The organism is Paenibacillus sp. CF384, assembly GCF_900106745.1.
Classification (GTDB): domain Bacteria; phylum Bacillota; class Bacilli; order Paenibacillales; family Paenibacillaceae; genus Paenibacillus_Z.
Window position 1 is genome coordinate 142,325 of sequence record NZ_FNNV01000017.1, and the last position, 22,129, is coordinate 164,453.

General features: G+C 52.2%; 20 protein-coding genes. 2 read left to right on the plus strand and 18 right to left on the minus strand.

The window, feature by feature from the left end; genetic code table 11:
• Positions 1-432: 432 nt before the first annotated feature.
• The 4 genes from BLW29_RS24120 to BLW29_RS24135 all read right to left on the minus strand — a co-directional run bounded on the left by BLW29_RS24120 (position 433) and on the right by BLW29_RS24135 (position 5,985).
• Entirely contained in the window at positions 433-2,322 is a 1,890-nt protein-coding gene (locus BLW29_RS24120; protein ID WP_371264784.1) for an ABC transporter ATP-binding protein, read from the minus strand.
• A complete protein-coding gene (locus BLW29_RS24125) occupies positions 2,315-4,063 on the minus strand; it encodes an ABC transporter ATP-binding protein (protein WP_090984416.1) in 1,749 nt (582 codons plus the stop codon). The genes BLW29_RS24120 and BLW29_RS24125 overlap by 8 nt, the downstream gene beginning before the upstream one ends.
• A gap of 202 nt (positions 4,064-4,265) precedes the next feature.
• Positions 4,266-5,141 (minus strand): VOC family protein, encoded by an 876-nt coding sequence (locus BLW29_RS24130; RefSeq protein WP_090984419.1) that lies wholly within the window; start codon positions 5,139-5,141, stop codon positions 4,266-4,268.
• Between the two features lie 16 nt (positions 5,142-5,157).
• Complete coding sequence (locus BLW29_RS24135) at positions 5,158-5,985, minus strand: sugar phosphate isomerase/epimerase family protein (RefSeq protein WP_090984421.1); 828 nt, start codon at positions 5,983-5,985, stop codon at positions 5,158-5,160.
• 300 nt (positions 5,986-6,285) lie between these two features.
• Between BLW29_RS24135 and BLW29_RS24140 the strand changes: the two genes are divergently transcribed.
• Together BLW29_RS24140 and BLW29_RS24145 are read left to right on the plus strand one after the other, a co-directional pair.
• Positions 6,286-7,464 (plus strand): ParB/RepB/Spo0J family partition protein, encoded by a 1,179-nt coding sequence (locus BLW29_RS24140; protein ID WP_090984423.1) that lies wholly within the window; start codon positions 6,286-6,288, stop codon positions 7,462-7,464.
• 127 nt (positions 7,465-7,591) lie between these two features.
• Positions 7,592-8,593, plus strand: a complete 1,002-nt coding sequence (locus tag BLW29_RS24145; RefSeq protein ID WP_090984425.1) for an NAD-dependent epimerase/dehydratase family protein — start codon at positions 7,592-7,594, stop codon at positions 8,591-8,593.
• 46 nt (positions 8,594-8,639) lie between these two features.
• Here the strand turns inward: BLW29_RS24145 and BLW29_RS24150 are convergent, their stop codons facing one another.
• The 14 genes from BLW29_RS24150 to BLW29_RS24215 form a co-directional block, all read right to left on the minus strand.
• The gene (locus tag BLW29_RS24150) at positions 8,640-9,593 is read right to left on the minus strand and encodes a hypothetical protein (protein WP_090984426.1); all 954 of its coding nucleotides are present in this window, start codon (positions 9,591-9,593) and stop codon (positions 8,640-8,642) included.
• Positions 9,594-9,672: 79 nt separating this feature from the next.
• Positions 9,673-10,098, minus strand: a complete 426-nt coding sequence (arsC, locus tag BLW29_RS24155; protein ID WP_090984428.1) for an arsenate reductase (thioredoxin) — start codon at positions 10,096-10,098, stop codon at positions 9,673-9,675.
• A 15-nt stretch (positions 10,099-10,113) separates the two neighbouring features.
• Entirely contained in the window at positions 10,114-11,409 is a 1,296-nt protein-coding gene (locus BLW29_RS24160) for an arsenic transporter (RefSeq protein WP_090984430.1), read from the minus strand.
• 54 nt (positions 11,410-11,463) lie between these two features.
• Entirely contained in the window at positions 11,464-11,808 is a 345-nt protein-coding gene (locus tag BLW29_RS24165; protein ID WP_090984432.1) for an ArsR/SmtB family transcription factor, read from the minus strand.
• A gap of 162 nt (positions 11,809-11,970) precedes the next feature.
• Entirely contained in the window at positions 11,971-13,062 is a 1,092-nt protein-coding gene (locus BLW29_RS24170) for a glycoside hydrolase family 99-like domain-containing protein (protein WP_090984434.1), read from the minus strand.
• A gap of 50 nt (positions 13,063-13,112) precedes the next feature.
• A complete protein-coding gene (locus BLW29_RS24175) occupies positions 13,113-13,295 on the minus strand; it encodes a hypothetical protein (RefSeq protein WP_090984436.1) in 183 nt (60 codons plus the stop codon).
• 132 nt (positions 13,296-13,427) lie between these two features.
• Positions 13,428-14,255 (minus strand): carbohydrate ABC transporter permease, encoded by an 828-nt coding sequence (locus tag BLW29_RS24180; protein ID WP_090984438.1) that lies wholly within the window; start codon positions 14,253-14,255, stop codon positions 13,428-13,430.
• A 1-nt stretch (position 14,256) separates the two neighbouring features.
• On the minus strand, positions 14,257-15,135 hold the full coding sequence (locus BLW29_RS24185; protein ID WP_090984440.1) for a carbohydrate ABC transporter permease: 879 nt from the start codon (positions 15,133-15,135) through the stop codon (positions 14,257-14,259).
• 106 nt (positions 15,136-15,241) lie between these two features.
• Positions 15,242-16,660: an ABC transporter substrate-binding protein gene (locus tag BLW29_RS24190; RefSeq protein WP_177186804.1), complete on the minus strand. Its 1,419-nt coding sequence runs from the start codon at positions 16,658-16,660 to the stop codon at positions 15,242-15,244.
• 163 nt (positions 16,661-16,823) lie between these two features.
• Entirely contained in the window at positions 16,824-18,392 is a 1,569-nt protein-coding gene (locus tag BLW29_RS24195) for a response regulator transcription factor (RefSeq protein ID WP_090984444.1), read from the minus strand.
• A 4-nt stretch (positions 18,393-18,396) separates the two neighbouring features.
• Positions 18,397-20,127, minus strand: a complete 1,731-nt coding sequence (locus BLW29_RS24200; RefSeq protein WP_090984446.1) for a sensor histidine kinase — start codon at positions 20,125-20,127, stop codon at positions 18,397-18,399.
• Between the two features lie 651 nt (positions 20,128-20,778).
• Positions 20,779-21,375: an HAD-IA family hydrolase gene (locus tag BLW29_RS24205; RefSeq protein WP_090984448.1), complete on the minus strand. Its 597-nt coding sequence runs from the start codon at positions 21,373-21,375 to the stop codon at positions 20,779-20,781.
• The gene (locus BLW29_RS24210) at positions 21,372-21,839 is read right to left on the minus strand and encodes a RidA family protein (protein WP_090984449.1); all 468 of its coding nucleotides are present in this window, start codon (positions 21,837-21,839) and stop codon (positions 21,372-21,374) included. The genes BLW29_RS24205 and BLW29_RS24210 overlap by 4 nt, the downstream gene beginning before the upstream one ends.
• A gap of 14 nt (positions 21,840-21,853) precedes the next feature.
• Positions 21,854-22,096: a hypothetical protein gene (locus tag BLW29_RS24215; RefSeq protein WP_090984451.1), complete on the minus strand. Its 243-nt coding sequence runs from the start codon at positions 22,094-22,096 to the stop codon at positions 21,854-21,856.
• Between the last annotated feature and the right edge of the window lie 33 nt (positions 22,097-22,129).

Sequence of the window (22,129 nt, forward strand, 5' to 3'; positions counted from 1 at the left end):
CTGCTCGCCTGTAGACCTCCTGGTTCGCTTCTTCTGCTCATTTCGCTGAATTTGCTCCCATCTAGACTTCCTGGTTCGCTACATCAGCTCGTTTCGCTGCATTCGCTCCCATCTAGACTTCCTGGTTCGCTTCTTCTGCTCGTTTCGCTGAATTTGCTCCCATGTAGACTTCCTGGTTCGCTTCTTCTGCTCATTTCGCTGAGGTTGCAACGAGAGCACGTTACTTCAAGCGACCAAGAGCAACCACGAACGGGTAGTCCGCTTCAAACAATCCCGGCACCACCTAGGCGAGTTTCACCACTCTATCCACAACCTTATCCACAAACCATCCACATTTACTCAACTTATCGGGGATAACTCCCATAGTTATCCCCGATTATGCCCAGTTCACCCGCTCTGTCCGCTCTATCCGCTCTATCTCCGCTATCTCCGCTATCCCACTCCGCAACTCTTCTTCACACCAGCAGCTGTTGCAGTTGCTGCCCCAGCCGCTCCCGCGGCAAGCTGCTGCGCTTTCCGCCCTTGCGAATGCCGGTACAGCTCCTCGTAATAACCGCCGCGCGCGAGCAGCTCCCTATGGTTGCCTTCCTCAACGATCTCGCCTTGTTTCATGACGAGGATCCGGTCCGCGCCCATAATGGTAGACAATCGATGCGCGATAACCAGCGTCGTCCGTCCTTGGGAGACGACCGTCAGCGCCTCTTGAATGAGCTGTTCGGAATGCGAATCCAAGTTCGCCGTCGCTTCGTCTAGGATCAGAATCTTCGGCTTGAACACGATGATTCTCGCGAATGAAATCAATTGACGCTCGCCGGCAGACAGCCCGCTCCCCCGCTCAGACAAACGTGTATCGTAGCCGTCCTTCATCCGTCCGATGAGCGTATCCACGCCTACTAGTCTGCACGCCTCCATGACTTGCTCCCTCGTAATCGTCTCGTCAAACAAACGGACGTTATCGATGATGCTGCCGGAATAGAGATAAGGCTCCTGCTGCACCAAGCCGATCAACCGATGCAGCGTCTCCTGCGGCAGATCGCGAACATCGGTGCCATCAATCGTGACGCGGCCTTCCTGCACGTCGTAGAATCTGCAGAGCAGACTGATGAGCGAGCTTTTGCCTGCGCCGGTTGTCCCGACGATCCCGATCATTTCGCCCGGCTTCACGTGCAGATCCAGATGATGAATAACCGGCAAGCCATCCTTGTAGCCGAACTTCACGCCGTCAAAATCAATCTTCCCTTTCACAGCCGCAGCATCCAAGCTTCGTACGTTCTCGGCATCCCGCACTTCCGGCACCGTACCGAATATTCCCCAAATCCGGTTCAACGATACCGTTGCGGATTGAAGCGTATTCCACTGCTGCGAGATATTATTGATCGGCTGGAAGAATTGACGAATGTACGTAATAAACGCGAAGAGCACGCCAAATGGAAGACTTTCGCCCAGCACCGCATTCCCGCCAAGCCACGTGACGAAAGCAACGGACAAGTTGCCCATAATTTCAAAAGAGCGGTTAAACAACACGTTCGTCCGAATCTCCCGCAGATTGGAGCGGAAGTAGAGGCGGTTCTTCTCATCGAACTGCTTCTGCTGTTCTCTCTCTTGATGAAACACTTGAATGATGCGCATGCCGGCCAAATTCTCTGCAACAAAAGCAACCATTCTCGACAAATTGGTTCTCGCCATCTGATAGGTCGCGTGCATATAGGAACGGAATGCGATCGCATTCAGTGCAATGATCGGCAGCAAAATAAGGCAGTAGAGCGTCATCCTCACATCAAGCTGAAACATTAACGCGATAATGAACACCAGCGTCAAGCCATCACGCAGCACGCTAAGCAGCACCTGCGAGAAGAACTGGTTGAGCGACTCCGTATCGCTCGACACATGCGTGATGAGACTGCCGCTTGGCACACGGTCGAAATACGACATCGACTGCTTCGAGATATGACGGAACAGCTTCTTCCGAATGGCAGCAACAATGCCTTGTGCGGCCTTCTGAAGCAGATTATTTTGCAAGAAGTTAAATACAAATCCTGCAACAGAAAGAAGAAGATAAAGGCCCGCAATGAGAAAAAGCGTATTCGGGCTGCGATCGCCCTTCATCAAATGATCATCGATCGCAATCTTCACCAGATAGGGCTGCAGCAAATCTGCGGCGATCGCCACGATAATACAGCCAAACACGGCCAGAAAGGTCAATCGATACGGCTTCGCATATGCGATAAGCCCCTTGTAAGCTTCCTTGTTACTCTCTTTGCTGGGAGCAGCCGGACTATCTAGTCTCGCGTCCATCTGCCCGTTGTTGATGATTTTAGCCAACGCCGCTTCCCTCCTCCTGAATGGCATGGAGCATGGCATAGATGCCGCCCTGCGCAAGCAGTGACCCATGCGTTCCCCGCTGCACAATCCGGCCCTCGTCCAGCACGATAATTTCATCGGCATGTTTAAGCGCGCTGATCCGGTGAGCGATAATGATCGTTGTTTTGTTCTGACGTTTCTTACGAATCGTATCAATAATTGCAGTCTCCGTAACGGCATCCACGGCGCTTACGCTGTCATCCAGAATGAGAATCGGCGCATCCATCATCATGCCGCGTGCAAGCGCAGTCCGCTGACGCTGACCGCCGGAGAGGGTAACGCCCCGCTCGCCCAGCTTCGTCTCAAAGCCATCGGGAAACGACATAATGCTCTCGTGAATCTTGGCATGCCGGGCTGCTTTCTCCACCAAGGCAAGGTCTGCGCTGCGTTTGTAGAACGAAATATTATCCCGAATCGTCGAACTGAACAGGAACCCATCCTGCGGCACATAAGCAATTCCGCCGCGCAAATTCTCAAGCTTTAAGCTGCGCAGATCCTGATCGCCGACGGTTACGGCCCCGAGTGGAGGATCGTACACGCGAAGGAGCAGCTTGGTAAGGGTTGTTTTGCCGGAACCTGTCTTCCCTACGATGCCAATCGTCTTGCCCGGTGCAACCTGAAGCGAAATATGCTTAAGCGCCTCTTCCGGCGAATCCGGATACGCGAAGGACAAGTCGTTGATCGACAGCGTCTCGCGTTCCCAATCGACCTCCACCGCAGTTGGCTCTTCTTTAATTTCAGGCTGCTTGTTCAGCAGATCATTCAATCGCTCGACGGACGCGCGAGAACGTTGAATCGTATTGATCACATTCCCGATCGCCTGCAGCGGGTTGACCATCATGCGAACATAGAGCGTAAGGGCAACGAAGTTACCGAGCGTAATCGTGCCGCCAAGTGCCAAATACCCGCCATAAGCCAGCGTAATGATGAGGGATAGCGCCCCGAGAAAAGGGATGAGTGCTTGAAAATAAGACGAGATGCGCACCAGCTTCAGCTGATTATCCATGATCCGGTCAACGGATTTGCCGAATTTCTCGTTCATGATGTCTTCTACCGCGAATTTCTTCGTCACGCGAATGCCGCCGAACTGTTCTTCCGCGGACTCCGTCATCGCACCAAGCGACTCTTGTACGGCAAGAGAGCGCTTACGAATGTTAGGTCCGATTCGCACGACTACCCATGGAATGAGCACCAGCGGCGATATACAAACCAGAATCAGATAAATCGGAATATCGCTCAGAATCATCATGACGATAACGGATATGATGAGCATCACCGCATTCGCCGTCTGATTGACGCCCATCGCAATCGATTCCCGCACAGTCGTTACATCGTTCATGACGTAACTGAGCAGCTTACCGACGCCGTTCTTCGAGTAGTACTGCTCGCCAAGCGTGGTGAAATGTCCGAACAACCGCCTGCGCGTATACCATTCGAATTTGCGGCCCACATACATAATATGAAACTGTCCGATACCGCCAAGTACGCCATAGGCAACGCCAATTAAGAGCAGGATCATGCTGGAATCCCAGACTGCGTCTTTGGTAAGCCCACCTTGCTGAAGTTGGTCCGTGAAATTGCCGAGCACTTTCGGAAAATAAGCCTGAAATACATTCGCCGCAATGGAAAACGAAATGCCGGATGCGTAGATATACCAATTGTTGCGGATATACGTCACCAGCAACCCTCGCTGACTTGCCATGAAACAGCTCCTCCCTCTTACCAGTAATTGCATATCTCCACACAAATCTGTGTACACAACTAAGCGATGTAAGCCTAGATAAATCAAGCAAATCGATGATCGTCGCACATATCCAAATTTTGCATTTATCACACATTTTACTCAGCAAAAAAGCCTCTTCCAGGTCGATGGATAATAGAGGCTTTGCGTCACAACCATTCAATTAACGCGGCGCTTGCGATTCTACAATCAGCCGAATCTCAATGCCGGACGGGTCGCGTACAATGACCGTTCCGCGGTCGGTTTGCAGAGGTACACTTGCAGCCTGCAAACGAGCGAAGAGCGCCATTTGCGCGGTTTCGTTTGGAAGCACGATTTCATAATAATCGAGTCCCGGCGCGTTCTCCGGTGTAAGCTCTGCACCGATGCCTGCCCACACATTGAGTCCGATGTGGTGGTGATAGCCGCCTGCTGAGATGAAGAGCGCAGAATCCGCCATTTGAGCGACAAGCTCGAAGCCGAGCACATCGTGGTAGAAATGTTCCGTAGTCGGCAGTTCAGAGACATGAAGATGAATGTGTCCCACTGTCGTGCCGGCAGGCAGTCCACTCCACGGTGCATCTCCGGCTTCAGCCAGCAAGCCTTCCCAGTCGATCGGATCGAGGCCCATCACATACTGCCCCTTCTCGTCGCGCTCCCACTCTTCGCGAGGTCGGTCTCGGTAGATTTCGATCCCGTTGTTGTCGGGATCTGCAATATATAACGCTTCGCTTACGAAGTGATCAGCCTGCCCGATGTGGATGCCGCTTGCAACGAGGTTGCGCAGCGAAAGGCCGAGTGACTTACGGTCCGGCACCAGCAATGCGTAGTGATACAGACCCGCTCCTGATCGGCGCGGACGCGGCACGGCATTCGGGATTTCTCGCAGATGCAGCAGAGGTGCAGAACTGTCCTGTGCACCTAGCTCCGCTGTACCTTCTCCTTGAGAGAGAACCTGCAGCCCTACAACTTCACGGTAGAACGCAAGCGAACGCTCCAAATCGCTGACTCGCAAATGGACCTTTCCAATTTGGGCTCCGGCATCAATGACAAAGGACATTTCAATCACCTCTTCTCTATAAATATTCCGCTACAATATCTTTAATCCGATCAAGCCCTGCCCACATGTCGCCGGGACCATCATAAATAAGTACGATTGCGCCGTTAAACTCGGCCGCACGCACGGTTTCTAAGCATTTCAGAAATTCTTCTCGATCGGGATATCCGTCACCGTCATACTGCGCTTTGGCATGAACGGATACGCTGCGAGGCAAAGTCATCGTAAACTCTGCATATTTGGTTGGAAACGCGAAATTGCCGAAGTCTGTAATGAAATCAGCCGCGTCGCCGATGCTCTCAAGCAGTTTGACGCTCGATGTACCCGTTGAAGTGAGCGCCTTAAAGTTCTCCGATACAACACGCACACCTTTCTCAGAGGCATAACGACCAAGCTCGATAAGGCCATCCGCTGACTTGCGGATCGCTTCTTCCTGATCCGGCTGCGCTTCTCCGGCAATGATGCGAATCTGCTTCGCGCCTGCCAGCGATGCGATATCAATCCACTCCCGCATGAAACGAATGTCGGCTGCACGCTTCTCTTCGTCTTCGGAGGTGAGGTCGCCATAATCAAGCAGCAGCGTATCGAAGGACAATGCTGCAGCGCTGAATGCTTCCCGCAGCTGTGCTAAATAATCAGGGTCTGTCGATGGAAAGTGAAAGTGGCATACTTCTGCTGCATGGTACCCTCTTCTCGCCAGCTCGGCTGGGAGCTCCAGCAGGGTCAATGCTTGCGGCTGTTCCTGAACATTTTGCTCATGCTGCCCGGTTGCTGCGTTCCACGTCGTAAACCGAAGCGGCCCCAGCAGCCGGTGCAAACTCCATGTGCTAATCGATAGATAAGACAACTTGAATAACCTCCTCTTAGCTTGATTGAACAATAAACAAAGAATGTCTACATCGTATCACATCCCAGTTCATTAACCAATTTAGGGAAATGGTGTAAAGCAGCACTACGGACGCAAAAAACAGGCTAAGATGTTGGTTTCATCATAGCCATGCACATAGACAAACGATTTCCGTTTTATGCCGAGCGATTCGCGGATTTCCCTAGTGGATTTCTCGCGAATCCGCGTGAACTCTTTTTCACAGAATGGTTCCTGGTATATAATACGGGGGACTCTTACTGTGAAGATAGGAGAAATCATATGGATATCATTCAAATTGCGACTCATCTGATCGATGAGGATACCGACCAGCCGCGCTATCAGTTCGATGAAGAAGCGCTTCAGGAGCTAATGAAGAGCATTGAGGAGATTGGCCTGCTCTCCCCGATTAAAGTGCGTACGACCCCAGGCGGGCGTTACAAAATTATTTATGGCAACAGACGCTACAAAGCCAGCAAGATGCTCGGCAAAGAAACCATCCCGTGCATCGTGTCGACCGTGACAGATGAAATGGAAATTTATTTGGAGCAGATCGCGGAGAATTTGACGCGGGAGGGCTTCTCGCCCATCGAGGAAGCCGAAGCGTTCCATAAGCTGATGAACGAGTCCAAATTCAACAGCTCGATCAAGTATCTCGCCGGCAAGCTCGGCAAGCCCGAGAGTTATATCAAGAACAAATGCGAGCTGCTGAAGTTCGGCAACTCCGTCCGGAAGCTGATAGTCAGCGGCACGGAAATTCGGGAGGGCAAGCTTACCGAAGACCAGCTGCTGCCGATTAAGGATCTTCCGATTGAGCATCGTGATCCGCTCGCGCTCATTATCGCCCGCGACGCGCTGCCTGTCAGCGATGTGAAGAAGATCGCCAAGCTGTTCAAGGACAAGGAAATTTCGTCCGGCACGAAGGACAAGCTGCTCTACAAGAACGGACATGAGCTGCTGCAGACGTGGTCCACTGTGCAGCAGAACAAGGCGGAGCGCGAACGCGCAGCCGAGCTTGCGGCGGAGAAGGCCGAGCTCGCCGCCGAGGCGAAAGCCGAGCGAGCGCGGCGCGCGGCGGAGGCTGCGGCCGAAGCGGAAGCGCTGGCTGCGGCGGCGTTAGCGCTTGCCGCAAGCGGGGCGATGCCGACGGCCGCTGTACTCGGCGGCGGCGATTTGTTCGCAGCTGCGGCTGGCGAAGCTGCTTCGGCAGCGGGCGGTGCAGCCACAGCTGCCACTGCAACGAGCGGCAAAGCAATAGCGGCTGCTGCGGCTCGCGAAGAAGCGCGGCTTCTTCTGTCCGCGCTGCCATTGCCAAGCCACTTGGCGGATGAGACCGCCTCCGGCGAGGAGCTGCACGCTTTGATCGCGGACATCGACGGAGTAATGGCCGCTCTGGCTCAGCGCGCAGCAGCCTGGCAGTCGCTGCGCGAGCTTGCGGTCGCCGCCGTTCGGGGACGGTAGCGCTGTCATTTTTGCAATCTCTGGCCAGATTAGGATTGCCATTCGAGCTGCCTCCTGTGGTACTATTAGCAGGAGGTTTTGCTTTTGCTTCACAGGATTAAAGACGAGAGAGTGAGGATGTTTCCACATGAGAGTTGTTATCCTAGGCGGTACCGGCAATATCAGTACAAGCATTGTTCGTCTTCTGGTCGCACAAGGCCACGAAGTAACTTGTTATAACCGCGGCCAAAGCAGTGTCGACCTGCCTGCCGGCGTCCGCATCATCAACGGAGATCGCCAAGATCGCGAGAAATTCGAGCAAACGATGCAGCAGGAGAAGTTCGATGCCGCTATCGATATGATCAGCTTTAATCGTGAGGATGCGGAGAGCAGCATTCGCGCCTTCCGCGGCGTGCAGCAATTTGTTCAATGCTCGACGGTATGTACGTATGGCGTGGAGTATGAGTGGATGCCTGTTACCGAGGATCACCAGCTGCGTCCGATCAGCGGCTACGGCCAAGGTAAAGTGGATGCCGATACGGCGCTGATGGAAGCTTACTACCGCGATGGTTTCCCGGTTACGATTCTGAAGCCTTCGACGACCTATGGTCCGCAAAGCGGCGTTCTTCGCCAAGTGGCATGGGACTTCTCTTGGATTGATCGTATCCTCAAAGGCAAACCGATTCTCATTTGCGGCGATGGCAAAGCGCCTCACTCCTTCCTGCATGTCGACGATGCTGCCAAAGCATTCGCAGGCGTACTCGGCAAGAAGCACTGTCTAGGCCAAACGTATAACGTGGTACCGCGCGGCTTTACGACTTGGGAGCAGCAGCATAAACTGGCTATGAAGGTGCTTGGCAGAGAGGTTGAGCTGGTAGGCGTACCGCTGCAAACGCTCAAATCCTTCGATGCCGGCCGTTTCGGCATTTGCGAAGAGATTTTCATGCACAACGACTACTACAGCTGCGAGAAGCTGATGCGCGATGTGCCTGAGTTTATCCCGACCGTTTCCCTGGAAGAAGGGATGCGCCAAGTGTTCGAAGTGATGAAGCAAGAGAATCGCATTCCGAACTCCGATAACGAGACTTGGGAAGACGAAATCATTGCAGCGTACCGCGGCGCTTTTGCACCGCTTGCTGCTAAAGCATAAATTGAAAGAACCTGAGGCACTGTGTGCTCAGGGTCTTTTTGCGTTGTTATGGAAGCAGCAATCGGTCGAGTCCGATGGCGCTGATCAGCATGCGTTCTTTCTTGCTGCCCATTAGCTGCTGCGTCCAATCGACGAAACCGCCGTCGCCAATGTAATGCACTTTATCGTTTATCGTTGTTTTGATCGTGAATTGAAGCCCTTTGTAGTAGGCGTTGTCCGATGGCTCACTGTTGACGGTGACCACCAGCTCCGGCGCTTGCTCTCGGATATGTTGAATGAGGCGGCTGTTCAGCCCTTCCGAATCCGTATAGCCCGGACGAGCGTTCAGGATGATTTCGATCTCCGCTCCTCCGAATGGTGCTCGGAACATCTCGCGGTACACGGCGATATGCTCCCAGACCGCCTGTTTCTCGAAGGAGTAGGAGCCGTTATCCTTCCCAGACGTTACCATTGCATAGAGGCCAAAATGCGGCAGAAATCCCGGTACATTCGGGAATTTCTGTGCCCGTACATGGCGATGGGTCGTGCAGTAGCGCAGCATCTCCGGTGCGTTGCTCAGGTCTCCGGACTTGAGGCCGTCCGCGATATGGAGCGCGAGCAGGTTCGTGACATCCGCGACGACCTCAGTGCCTCGGAGGGCGGAGATGATTTTGTTCTGATCGGCCGGCGCAACGATGGAACAGGATCCTAGCGGCGCAACGGGCGACAGCTGCACCGGAGCATAAGCTTGCTGCTGCGCAATACGCAGCAGATCGAGCTCCAGCTGCTTCAGTGCAAGCGGATCGACGACCGCGGGCTTCACGAAGCGGTTCTCCTTGTAGCTGCGCAGCAGCTCGCTTGGCTGCCGCTTCGCCGTGCGCTGTCTGAACACTTCAAGCAGCAGCGTGCTCAGGTCCGAGCCGGACATCCGCTCGGACAACACTTCCACGAGCTCCTCATGCCCCAGTTCGCGGAGAATTCGCTTGAGCTCGCCTCGATCGGATTTATTTTGCGTAGACATGGCCCTGCCCCCCAATCACAAATGTTAAAAAAGAGTATACGCCACCGTGGGGACGAATGGAACTCCGATTTCATAAGGGCTACATGCCATCTCTCACAAATTTCTCCATTCGCTCTCTTATCGAACCGCGTACTTCTCTGAATTTCTCCATGACTTCCTCATCCGTACCTGTCGCTTTCGCCGGATCATCGAAACCCCAATGACATCTTTCGGCTTTATCATTGTGCACAACCGGGCAGTTATCGTTTGCGTGACCGCAAAGGGTAATGATGTAATCCGCAGCTGCTAAGATCTCGGGATCAATGACATCCGACGTATGATGCGATATGTCGATTCCCGCTTCCTTCATGATTTGTACGGCACGCGGATTCAAGCCATGTGCTTCAAGACCTGCGCTTTTCACCTCGTATTTATCGCCGCCAAGCGCCTCTAGATAGCCGTGTGCGATTTGGCTTCTGCATGAGTTCCCTGTACACAAAAAGTAAACGAGCGGTTTATTATTCATCGTTAATAGTCTCCCTTATCCTGTTATTGTTCGAAGCCAGAGGTACAATCCTGTCAGCGTGATGAAGAGCGTCGGAACCGTAAGCACGATACCTGTTTTGAAATAATTGCCCCATGTGATCTTAATGCCCTTGCGGGATAGCACGTGCAGCCACAACAAGGTCGCGAGTGATCCGATCGGCGTAATCTTCGGACCCAGATCACTGCCGATGACGTTGGCATACACCAGAGACTCACGGATTACGCCTTGCGTGGCGGTTCCATCTATGGCAAGCGCGTTAATCATCACGGTCGGCATGTTGTTCATCATCGAAGACAATATCGCCGCAAGGAAACCCATGCCGATTGTGGAGCTATATAGTCCTTTTGCTGCAATCGCTTGAATGATACTGCCTAGTTCATCGGTTAATCCAACGTTACGAAGTCCGTAGACGACTACATACATTCCAATGGAGAAAATCACGACCGTCCACGGGGCACCTTTAACAAGCTGCCAGGTAGGGACGACTGGACTGCGGCGTGCGGCGAGCATAAACAAAACAGCAACGACTCCCGCAATGACGGAAACCGGAACGTGAATGATCGGACTTACGAAGTATGCAATCAGTAACCCTGCTAAGATAACCCATGAAAGCTTAAACAGCTTTTTGTCTTTGATCGCATCGGCTGGTTTTCTGAGCTGCGTTACATCGTAGCTGCCGGGCATGCTCTTGCGGAAGAATAGAATCAATACCACCAAGCTCGCCAGCAGCGCGAACAGATTCGGAATGATCATCCGAGTGGCGTACTCTACGAAGCCGATGCCAAAATAATCAGCAGATACAATATTAACAAGGTTACTCACCACAAACGGAAGCGAGGTCGTATCTGCGATAAATCCACTCGCTACGATGAACGGCAAGATCATCTTCTGATCAAATTTGAGCGCTCGCACCATGGCAAGAACAATCGGTGTCAGAATGAGCGCGGCACCGTCATTGGCAAAGAATGCCGCGACGGCGGCACCAAGGAGAACAACATAGACAAACATAAGCTTGCCATTGCCTTTAGCGAGCCGAGCCATATGAAGCGCTGCCCACTCAAAGAAGCCGAGCTCGTCGAGAATAAGTGAGATCAAGATGATTGCGACAAAAGCAAGCGTGGCATTCCACACGATTCCCGTGACGGTAACGACGTCACCCCAATCGACCACTCCACAAATCAGCGCAAGAATCGCGCCGCCGCTTGCTGACCAACCTATATTCAGTCCCCGAGGCTGCCAGATGACAAAGGTAAGTGTGATAAGAAAGATAAGGATTGCAATAACGAGCATGATTTCCTCCGAAGATCATTAAATCAATTATTTTTGATTAATTGTTCATAAAAATTAACAGCAGGTTGAATTCTGATCTCTAGGTCTGAAAATGCAGCATAACTGCTCGGAAAGAAGTGCTCCGATTTCAGTCGGATTAAGCTCGTAATAGCTCCATGTGCCTTTTGTTTCTTTTGTAATCAAGTTAACATCCAATAAGATCTTAAGGTGATAGGAAAGCTTGGATTGCGGCATATCCACGATCTCGGTCAAATCACACACGCATGTATTGCCGCGCTGACAGAGTTCGAATAAGATTTGCAGCCGTTTCTGATCGGCCAGCGCTTTGAATTTCTGCTCGTAGTCACTAAATGAAATAGTCGGTAAAATGAACGGATTTACGGGTAACTCTTTCTTCATTGGAATCACCTTTTTGTTGGAATATAATATGGGATGGATTTGTATATCAACTTTTCTTGATTAATAAGTCTGAACATAAGATAGCATTCTTTTACTTGATGGTCAAATGATGAAGGTTAAATGATAAAACCTCTGATGGAAACCATCAGAGGTTTATATGCATTATGTGCCGAACACATTGCGAATTGCTTCTAAGTATTTCATGCCATGAATCGTATCCGGTTCCAGGTAGCCGCCTTCGGTCCACTCGTTCCATGCATAGATGGTGAACATGCGCGTGGCGAGGTTGGACTGGTCGAGATAGTCTTTCACCTCTTGCAGATTCGCCTCGAAGGCATCCGGGGTATTGCCGGTTAGGATCGGCGTATATGGATATTCCCCGCGTACGAGTGGAATATCTTGTCTGCAGCGCGGCGAGGGATCCCAGCCCATCGTCGAATTGGGGTAGTATGGAACCTCGAAAGCATCGCGGAACTTCGGCCACTTGGCGACTGCTTCTGCCGCACAATCTGCGTAGGGAGAATCCGGGAACGAGGCCGGCTCCACATGGTGAATCCAAACGTAGGAAGTCACACTATCAATGCTTAGCGTCCGAATCAGCTCATTCGTATCGGGTCCGATGATCTCGCGATTGAGCTCGTTCAGCCCCCACTCCACCAGATTGAGATGGAGCTCGCCGCAGCCGGCTTCTCGCGTCTTCTCCCGAAAGGACTGCAGGGCGTCTCTAGTTTGCGCGATGCCGCCTAGCCCTTTGATCAAGGTATGGCACTCGTAGATGGAGAAATAGAGTTTACCTTCGATCTTCAGAAAATTAGGCTCATTAAAATATCGGATGATTAAATAGTCGGTCATCGCATCGAACCGCTCGCGCGACACCTCATTGTGATTCGCCCACATGATGCCGAAACGCAGCCGGTCGCGATTAGGCGCCTGCAGGAATCCATCCTCCAGCGCACGGTGCAGGAACGGCCCTTCGCCGCCGCCCATATCCCAGTACCAGTCATAGATGAACGAAGTGATGCCATGATCCGCGGCCGCATCAATCTGCTTCTCCGACACGGCAGGGTCGGACTCGTCAAGCTCGCCCCAGAGCGGCACCTTCGGCTGCTCATGCCCCTCGAATACCGGCTTTGCCACCCGAAGCGACGGCCACTCCGTCCAGCCTTCGCCTTTGGCCGCCTCATTCTTCGGATCCGGATGCCACTGCGGAAAATAGTACACCGCTACTTCGTACGGTTGGTTATGCTCTGCCATCACTAATTATCGCCTCCTGCGAATATACTAGCTGCTCTCGCGACACGCCTCTATCTAAGTAAATTCTCAGCTGCTCTGCTACTGTAGCCATCCTGGTTCGCTTCTTGCTCCGAATTGAGCTCACTCTTGCTAATGTAGCTACCCTGGTTCGCTTCTTGCTCCCAAACTGGCCCATTCTCGCCCATGTAGCTAACCTGGTTCGCTTCTTGCTCTGCTTGCCAATGAGCGGTCATTTGTACCTCTCCCTAGAGCCACTCTTTCACCGAATATGCTGCTTTCCCGCCGATGTGTTATCCCTAGAGCTACTCTTTCACGCGATTAGCGCATACGCAGCTAGCACAGCTGCATCCACCGCAGAGCTGCCCCTATCCCTTCACCGCGCCTGCGGTTAAGCCGCGGAGCATGTACTTCTGCGTGAACGCGAACAGTACGACGAGCGGCAGCATGGCCAGCACGCTGACGGCGAACACGGGGCCGTAGTTGACGGATTGTTTGTTGAACATGAATTGGACGATTTGCGGCATGAGGGTCATTTTTTCCGGTTGGTTGAGGAAGATGAGCGGGGTCAGAAAATCATTCCAGACCCCGTACACATTCGTCACGATAAACGTCCCCGTCGCGGGCAGCAGCAGCGGGAAAATAATCCGCCAATACAGCCGCAGCGGCCCGCAGCCGTCTAAGCTGGCCGACTCCTCAAGCTCCCGCGGAATCGACTTCGTGAACGCCGCATACAGAAACGACGCGAAGGGAATGAATCCCGCCGTATAGATCAGCACGAGCAACGTCCGCGTATTCATCAGATGGATATCCACCGCCATCGTGAAGAGCGGAATGAGCGACCCCACCGCCGGAATCACCATGCCGGAGAGGAAGAAGATATAGGCGAAGCGAAACAGCTTCTCCTGCCTGCGCGACAGCACATACCCCGCCATTGAAGCCACCAGAATGGTGAGCCCAAGCGCGCCCGCTGTAATCAGCAGCGTATTGGACAACCCGCGGAAGAACGCCATATCGGTGAAGGCCGATTTGTAATAGTCCAGATAGAAGCTGTGCGGCAGCTCGTAAGGTTTGAAGAAATAACGCGGCTCCTTGAAGCTCATCTGCACCAGGAAGAACACCGGGAACAAGAAGCATAATGCTGCTATGAACAGCAGCACCTCAAGCACAATCGAAGGTCTCCGATTCAGTCCCATGTTATAGCTCGACCTCCCTGCGCCGCGTGATACTGAGCTGAACGATGGTTACGATGATAATGAAGACCGCCAGCACGATACCCGCAGCCGTCGCGTAGCCATAGCTCTGGTTCTTGAAGGCCGAATTATAAACAGCGAGAAACAGCGTGTACGAAGACGAACCCGGACCGCCATTCGTAAGCAGGAAAGGCAGATCGAACAGACGAAGCGCACCTACAATGGTCAAAAACAGCACGATCGTCACGGACGGCATCAGCATCGGGAAGGTCACCATGCGAAACAGGGCAAAACCCTTCGCACCCTCGATATCCGCAGCCTCATAAATATCGGTCGGAATCGCCTGCAGTCCGGCGAGATAAATCAAAGCGCAATACCCAATCGCCTGCCACTGCGTCAGCAAAATAATCGTCGGGAACGACGTGTACACCGTGCCGAGCCAATCCTGCACATTCGCCTCTCCGATGATCGGCTCCAGAATGCCGTTGATAAAGCCGTCATACTTTAGCAGCTCCCCCCATACGACCGAGGTCACAACGAGACTGATGATGACCGGCAAATAGAAAGAGGTACGCAGAAAGCCGCGCGTCCGGAATTTTCGATTGAGCAGCAAGGCCAGCAGGAGAGCCAGCGGATTTTGTACAACGAGGCCAAACAGCACCATTTTGAGCGTATTCTTCATGCCATCAAGCATTTGCACGTCCTGAAACAAATACTTGTAATTGTCGATACCGATATAACGCGGCGCTTTAATCCCATTCCACTCGGTGAAAGAGTAGTAAATACTCTGTAGAAACGGATAGTAGAAAAACATGCCGAAGATGGCAAGCGCCGGCACGAGAAACAAACAGGCGATCCAGTATTGCTTGCGATTCAAGCTCATAAAACTTCACCTACTCAAGTTGGACTTTGTAAAACACGTCCAGCCTTACGGCTGAACGTGTTTATCATACTGTGGATGATACTGCGTGTTTAGGAGCGCCTATTGCTTATTCTGCCGGTGGTGTTACCGTCGCTTTGTCTTTCTCGAAGCTGCTTTGCGCCGCTTTCAGATCATCCGGGTTGAATTTGATACCGGATACAACCTTCGTGAGCAGATCAAGCATGTTCGTTGTCGCGCTGGTCGGGATGTAGCTTGTAATGTTCGATGTGACAACCGTGCTGTTCGCAACCGCTTCTTGAACCGCATCCATTGCCGGATCGTCGTATTTCACAGTTACATCGGTGAAGGAAGTAAGGGCGCCGTCACCTTTCATGAACGGGCTGATGATATCCTGCGTCGTCATGAGGTTAATCAAGTCTTTGGATTCCTGCATCAGTTCAGTCTTCGCATTAATACCGAGCGCTTCGTTGCTTCCGAGGCCCATAGCTACTTTGCCTTCGTCATTCGCAAGCGGGAAGTAGCCGATATCGAATGGTTCAAAACCGCCTTTGGTGATGTTATCGACATTCGCGCCAGGCATCCAAGGACCTTGAACAATCATGGCCGCTTCGCCGGAAGCGAACATTTGACCGGATTGCGGCCAGTCGATGCTGATCGCGTTTTTGTTGAAATAACCTTTGGATTTCATCGTTTCGAAGTTGGTGTACACCTTCTGAATGAGCGGATCTTCGTTCAGCTTCACTTCGCCATCGTAAATTTTCTTGCCAAGCGCAGGGTCGGCCAGCTGGTAGGAGCTCATCCAGTTCGTGAAGAAGAGCTGCGCCGTCCACTGATCCTTGAAGCCGAGCGTAATCGGCGTTTTGCCGGCGCCTTTGATTTTCTCGGCGGCGTCGAACAGCTCTTGCGTTGTTTTTGGAGGATTGATGCTAAGGTCGGAGAAAATCTTCTTGTTATACCAAACGCCGCCGCCAATCGATAGACCCATTGGTACGCCGAATGTTTTGCCATCTGCGTGGGTTTGGAAATCCTTCTGGCCGCCGTCGTTCAGACGCGGAACCCATGGCTCTGCGGAGAGGTCAAGCAAGTTGCCGGATTTTGCAAAATCCACCCCTTGGTAGAACACGACATCCGGTGCGGAGCCCGATGCGAATTGTGCTTTCAGCTTGTCGAAGTAAGTCGCGCCTAGCACGACATCCCATTGAATCTTCGCTTTTGGATATAGCTTCGCGTATCCCTCTTCAACGGATTTCTTGAAAGCGACCATATGCGGGCGATCGTCAAGGAACCAAGCGCCAACGCGAATCGTGAACTCCTTGTCATTCGTTGCCGGTGCAGCCGCTTCATTGGTAGCCGCTTCGTTCGTACTAGTATCATTCGTGGCAGCCGTATTCGTAGTGGTATCGGTAGTTGTGCTACTGTTGTTCTTCGCAGTATTGCCCTCGTTGTTGTTTGAATTTCCGCAAGCTGACATGACCGTTGTCAGAAGCAGCACACCCGCCAGCGCTGATAGTCCTTTGAGCTTCATTGCTACAACACCCTCTTTTCGTCTGTTATGATGATTGGTTTGCATGTACGATCCAAAGATCGAACATGCAGCATTCATCTCTTATCTCACAAGTTAAGTGTAGCGCTTACATGACGCCCAGAGGATAGCTGCATTTTACCGTTTCTATGCTGGATTTGCTTTCTTATTCTTCCACGAGACCTTGTCCGCCCCTGACATGCGCGCGATAAGCACTCGGTGAGAGACCGACCTTCTTCTTGAACATGAAGCTAAAATGAGCCGTATCCTTAAAACCTACCGCATAGGCAACCTCATAGGTTTTGAGATCCTCGCGCAGCAGCTTCGTCTTGGCCGCCTCGATCCGGTAATCCCACAGCATATCGGTAAAATTATGGCCGGTCTCCTTCTTGATCAGCCTGCTCAAGTATGAATAATTGACATTCAGCTTATTGGCCACGGCCTGCAGCGTCAGGTCCTCCGCGAACCGTTCGCGAATAATCTGCTTCACGTCCGAGATCACCTTTAGCGGCGAATCCTGCAGCTCCTGCTGCATGAAGACTTGATAGGCAATGAGCTGACGCTCCAGCTCTTTCATAATGTCAGTCAGCAGCACGGCTTTAATCAGCTTCTCGCGGATGTCGACGGACATGCCGTGCGAAGGACGAATGCCGAGATCAGCCAGCGCTGCTTCTGCTTTCTCTATTAAATGCAGCGCATAATGCTGCATATCCTTCTTGCTTGCGCCGACTGAGAGCATGCTGCGGTAAGAATCCTTCAAGAGTGTGCGGATCCCCTCGGGATCGTTGCTGCGCAGTGCATCCGCAATCCGACTAAGCGATGCATCGGTTTCCTTCTCCTTCTCCGTCAGGAACGATTCCATCGCGTCGTAAGCAATAACGGAGTTTTTGCCGAGCAGCATGCGGTACTCCATGCATTTCTTCACTTGGCGCAGCGCCTCGGGGAGACGGCAAAAAGTGACGAAGGTCTGGCTGATGCCAACCGACAATGACATAGCGCGAGATCCGCTGGCCGATGCGATCTCCTTGGCGAAGGCCATTAACGGCTCGCGGCCGGCGCTTAGGCCGGATTGCTGGCTTAGCGGCACGAACAAATAAATTCCGCTCGCAGATGAAGCGGTCCAACCCTGCAAGCCGATGCCTCCGGCGGCTGTCTCGATTTGCCCGCGCAGATGTGCCGCCGCAAACGGGAAATGTTCGTTATCCGAGTCGCGCGGCGTATCAAGCTCGGCATACAGCAGAATGAATTCGCCATCCTGCAAGCCGCTTAATTGCAGCCACTGCTGCTTATATGCCGCTGATTGCTGCTCGTCTGCCAGCAGCTCGAAGAACTGATCATGCTCACGCCAGCCCGCCAGCATTGGCTCATGCTCACGCAGCGATTCGACCGTGCGGATCAGCTCCTCCGGCAGGAAGGGTTTCGTCATGAAATCCGATACGCCCAGCTTCACCGCTTGCCTCGCATAGTTGAACTCATGATAGGCGGTGAGAAAAATAATCGGCATATCGGCATACCGCCTGCGTACATGCTCCGCAAACGTGATACCATCCATAACCGGCATCCGAATATCCGTAATAATGACATCCGGAAGAGTGGTGCACGTGCTCAGCATGCCGAGCGCTTCTTCCCCATTAGCCGCCGTCCAAGCCACCTCGCAGCCAATCGAGGCCCAGCCTTCCATCCCCGCCAGAAATTCGCGAATCTCACGTTCATCATCCACTATCATAATTCGCATGTGCTTAGCCCTCCTCGTTATCCTGCAAAATCTGTATGGGCATTAGCACCCTCGCCATTGTTGTTCCTTCAAGGTGAAGCAAGGTAATTCCGTAGGTGTTTCCGTAATGAAGCCGCAGTCTGGCATTCACATTATCTAAGCCGGTCCCAAGTCCCTTCGGATGCTTCAGCAAGGAATCGCTGCTGCCCGCGGCTGTCTCCAGCAATACTCCGCTGCCAAGCGAGCTGTTCTCAATCTCGATAACCAGCTCATATTGCTCTTCCTTCACGGTGATGGAGATCGAGCCTCCCTCGGGCAGCCGGTCGATGCCGTGAACGACGGCATTCTCTACCAATGGCTGGAGAAGAAGTTTAGGGACGGCGATTTTGCGATACATATCAGGCAGGTCGATCGTGTAGGATAGGCGTTCCCCATAGCGGTAACGGTGGATTTCGAGATATTTGCGCACAAACTCCATCTCGGTACCGAGCTCGACGAACTGATTGCCGGGCGTAATCGAGAATCGGAAAATACCGGATAAATGCTGCACCATCTGCGGAATATGCTTTGCCTTCTCCGGGGAGTAGGACATGATGCTGATGTATTCCATCGTGTTGTAGAGGAAATGAGGATTGATGTACATGCGAATGGCCTTCAGCTCGGCTTCGCGAACCAGCAGCTCGTTCTTATAGTTGGTCTCAATTAGATGGCTAGTCCGCTGCACCAGGCTGTTAAAGCCGTTACAGAGCATCGCGATTTCGTCCGTCGTGGTGATGCCGCTGATGAGCTGATATTCCTCCCGCTCCGCTGCGCGCATTAACCGCGTTAAACGTTGGATGGGGATCGTAATTCTACGCAGGATGACGTAGGTCACAATCGTAATTGCGAACCATGCGGCAACGGTTACGCCTATGGAGAACAGCGCCTGCTTCTGCACAAGCCCGCCGGTTCCGGGGTTCGCGAGCAGGACATATTGAAATTCGGAGTAACGCGATTTCTGTTGAATGACCAGCTCGCTCTGCAGCTTGCGGCTGTCGAGCAGATGTCCGATTTGATTTTGCTCGGAGGCTGTCATGATCTGATTATCTGCATTCGTAATATAAAAGGTTCCGGGGTCGTAATCCACGAACAACGAACGCACCTTGGCGGCATCAAGCGTAATGATCAGACGGCCGATCTCGGAATCGGCGGAGGGGCGCTGGCCTTCATCGAAGATTTTGACCACGCAGGCCATACGTTTATCGTCGTTAAAGAATGCCCATTCCGGCATACGGTCGAATTCAAACGGCATCTCCCAGAATGCTTGTGCATAGAGCAGCCGCTTCTTGGCATCGGTGCTGTACAGCACCTTATTACTGATGCCAAGCACATACAAGTCGCCGACAAAATCGCCGATCTTAAGCTTCGCTGTAGCCAGCTCCGACTGCAGCAGCTCCGAGACGGATGCGTTTAAGCTCGCGTTGACTTGGCCTTTCTTGACATTGCGGAACATGGCTTGGAGGAGTACATTTTCGCTGATGGGCAGCAGTTGGCTCTTAACGGCATAAAGCACTTCGTCGAACTTCTCGGCGGAGCCGGACAGTCCTTGCTGCGCTTCTTCGGTGGCTTTCTTCTCGATGAGATGACTGGAGCGAATGTAGAAGGTGGAACTGACGATAATTAGCGGAATTAAGGTAAGCAGCGAATAGATGATGAGCATCTTGTAAAACAACCTGGAGCGAATGGGATCTAGCAGATGCGAGGTCAGCCATTTCATAGAGGAGTCTCCTATTCGGTTAGTAAGCTGCTACTGGGGTTTGCCTCTATTATGCTATAAACGATAGGATATTCAAGAGGTAAGGTGTCTATCCGGTATAGAATGTTGCTTTACAGGCAGCATCTCTGGATAATCTGGGAGAATCTATAAGGAAATGCTGAGGAGGAAGCCGATTTAAATTGATTGGCGAGTTGTACTAACTACACGACAAACCGAAGCTTTTAAGGGGAAACAGTAGTTAACGTGTATAACATGCATTTGAAATACGAATCACCAACTATATTCATTAGAAAGAAACGTATGAATTGTACGATGTACACGTCATACGTCATTTTAGACTAGAAATTAGCGAATGTGTTGTACTCCTTACACGTCATCTGCGAGCCGCGCGACAGGTGATCCCTCGCACATTGCGAAGCGGTTAATTGAGGGGGAGTTTGGAAGCTGAGAGTACGAGTTTCGTACTCTCAGCTTGATTTTCAATTGAATTAGGTACTGAGAGTTCAAATTGGTGATTCTCAGCAGATGAAGTGGTTGATTTGGAGGTGGTTTGGAGGTTGAGAGTGCGGTTTATGTACGCTCAGTTTCACTTTCGATTGAATCAGCTGCTGAGAGTCCGGAATGGTGACTCTCAGCTTCACAATTAACTCATTAGATGACAGCACGTAATCTCGCTTCCACCTGCTCCACCCATGCACCATCTCGATCCGCCAAGAGTGTTTCCCACTCCAGCTCTCGTGCTGCCCTCAAGTTCCGCTCCGCATCGTCAACGAACAAGATATTGGCCGCCGCTTGCTGCATGCGAGACCTCACCATCCGATAAATAGAGAGATCCGGCTTGCAGCATCCCGCTTCACTCGATATGGTCACGCTCGCTATATGGCTGCGAATGGGTTCAAGCAGCGGGGCAATCCACTCATGCCGATGGTTACTCAGTAGATGAATATCTGCGAATTCACTCCACGCCGGAATACGATGGAAGGCAGGAAGCTGCTTCAGATGTTTGGCCATGCCTGCTCGTGCGAGATGTACATCGAGCCCCGCATCCTGCTGACCCAGCCACTCCCAGAATGCGCCTTCCTCGATCCGCCCAGTCCATAAGTCTTCACGAATGTCTCGTTTGAATGCGGTTCGCAGTGTGTCGAAGGAAACCGTTGCACGATCCGCCGCCACCTCTTCCCAGAATTCCGGCGTGAAATTCGTCAGCAGCACGCCTCCGACATCAAGCACTAATTGAGGTCTGCTCATGAAGTGGCCTCAACTTCAAAAATCGAATCCACAACTATAGGCAGGTTATTCCTCAGCGATACTGCCCCCAGCACCGACCTTGCGTGGTTCCCTTTACTCTCGCCGAACACTTCAAGCAGCAGATCAGAGTAGCCATTGAGCACTTTGTGATGCTCTTCGAAATCGGGTCCCGCATTTACGAAGCCTTGGATTTTCACGACCCGCTTCACGCGATCGAGCGAGCCCAACGTATCTTTCAACACGGCCAACACTTCAAGACCCGCCAGTCTGGCGAAGCGATAACCTTCCTCCGTCGTATAATCAATGCCCAGCTTCCCCTTCGGGTTGCCGGTCGGCCCTTTGCCCGATACAAACAGGAGCCCGTTCACGATCACACAATTTGCATATTTGGCGGCTGGCTCGCTCGCGCTTGGCAGCTCAATATTTAAGGCCCTTAACCGCTCTTCCGTGGATTGTTCGGACATACTGACGCCTCCTCTTATTTTCTTGTGGGAAATCCGAATGCCAGCAGTACAAAGCCGATGAATAAGAAGAACCAGACGAAGAAATTGCCGAAAAACAAGCCGACGCCACCAAGATTATTCGCATACAAATCCATATTTGCGCTGTTAGAGGTCGCCACTGCGTATGCAATCATCTTCACGCAGCGTTCAATGGTATAGATAGCGGCACCTGTGATCATAAAGATCGCGCCGAGCTTCATGTAAGTTTTATTTTCCATTATGCACCTTCCTTAAACAGGGTTGATAGTGTT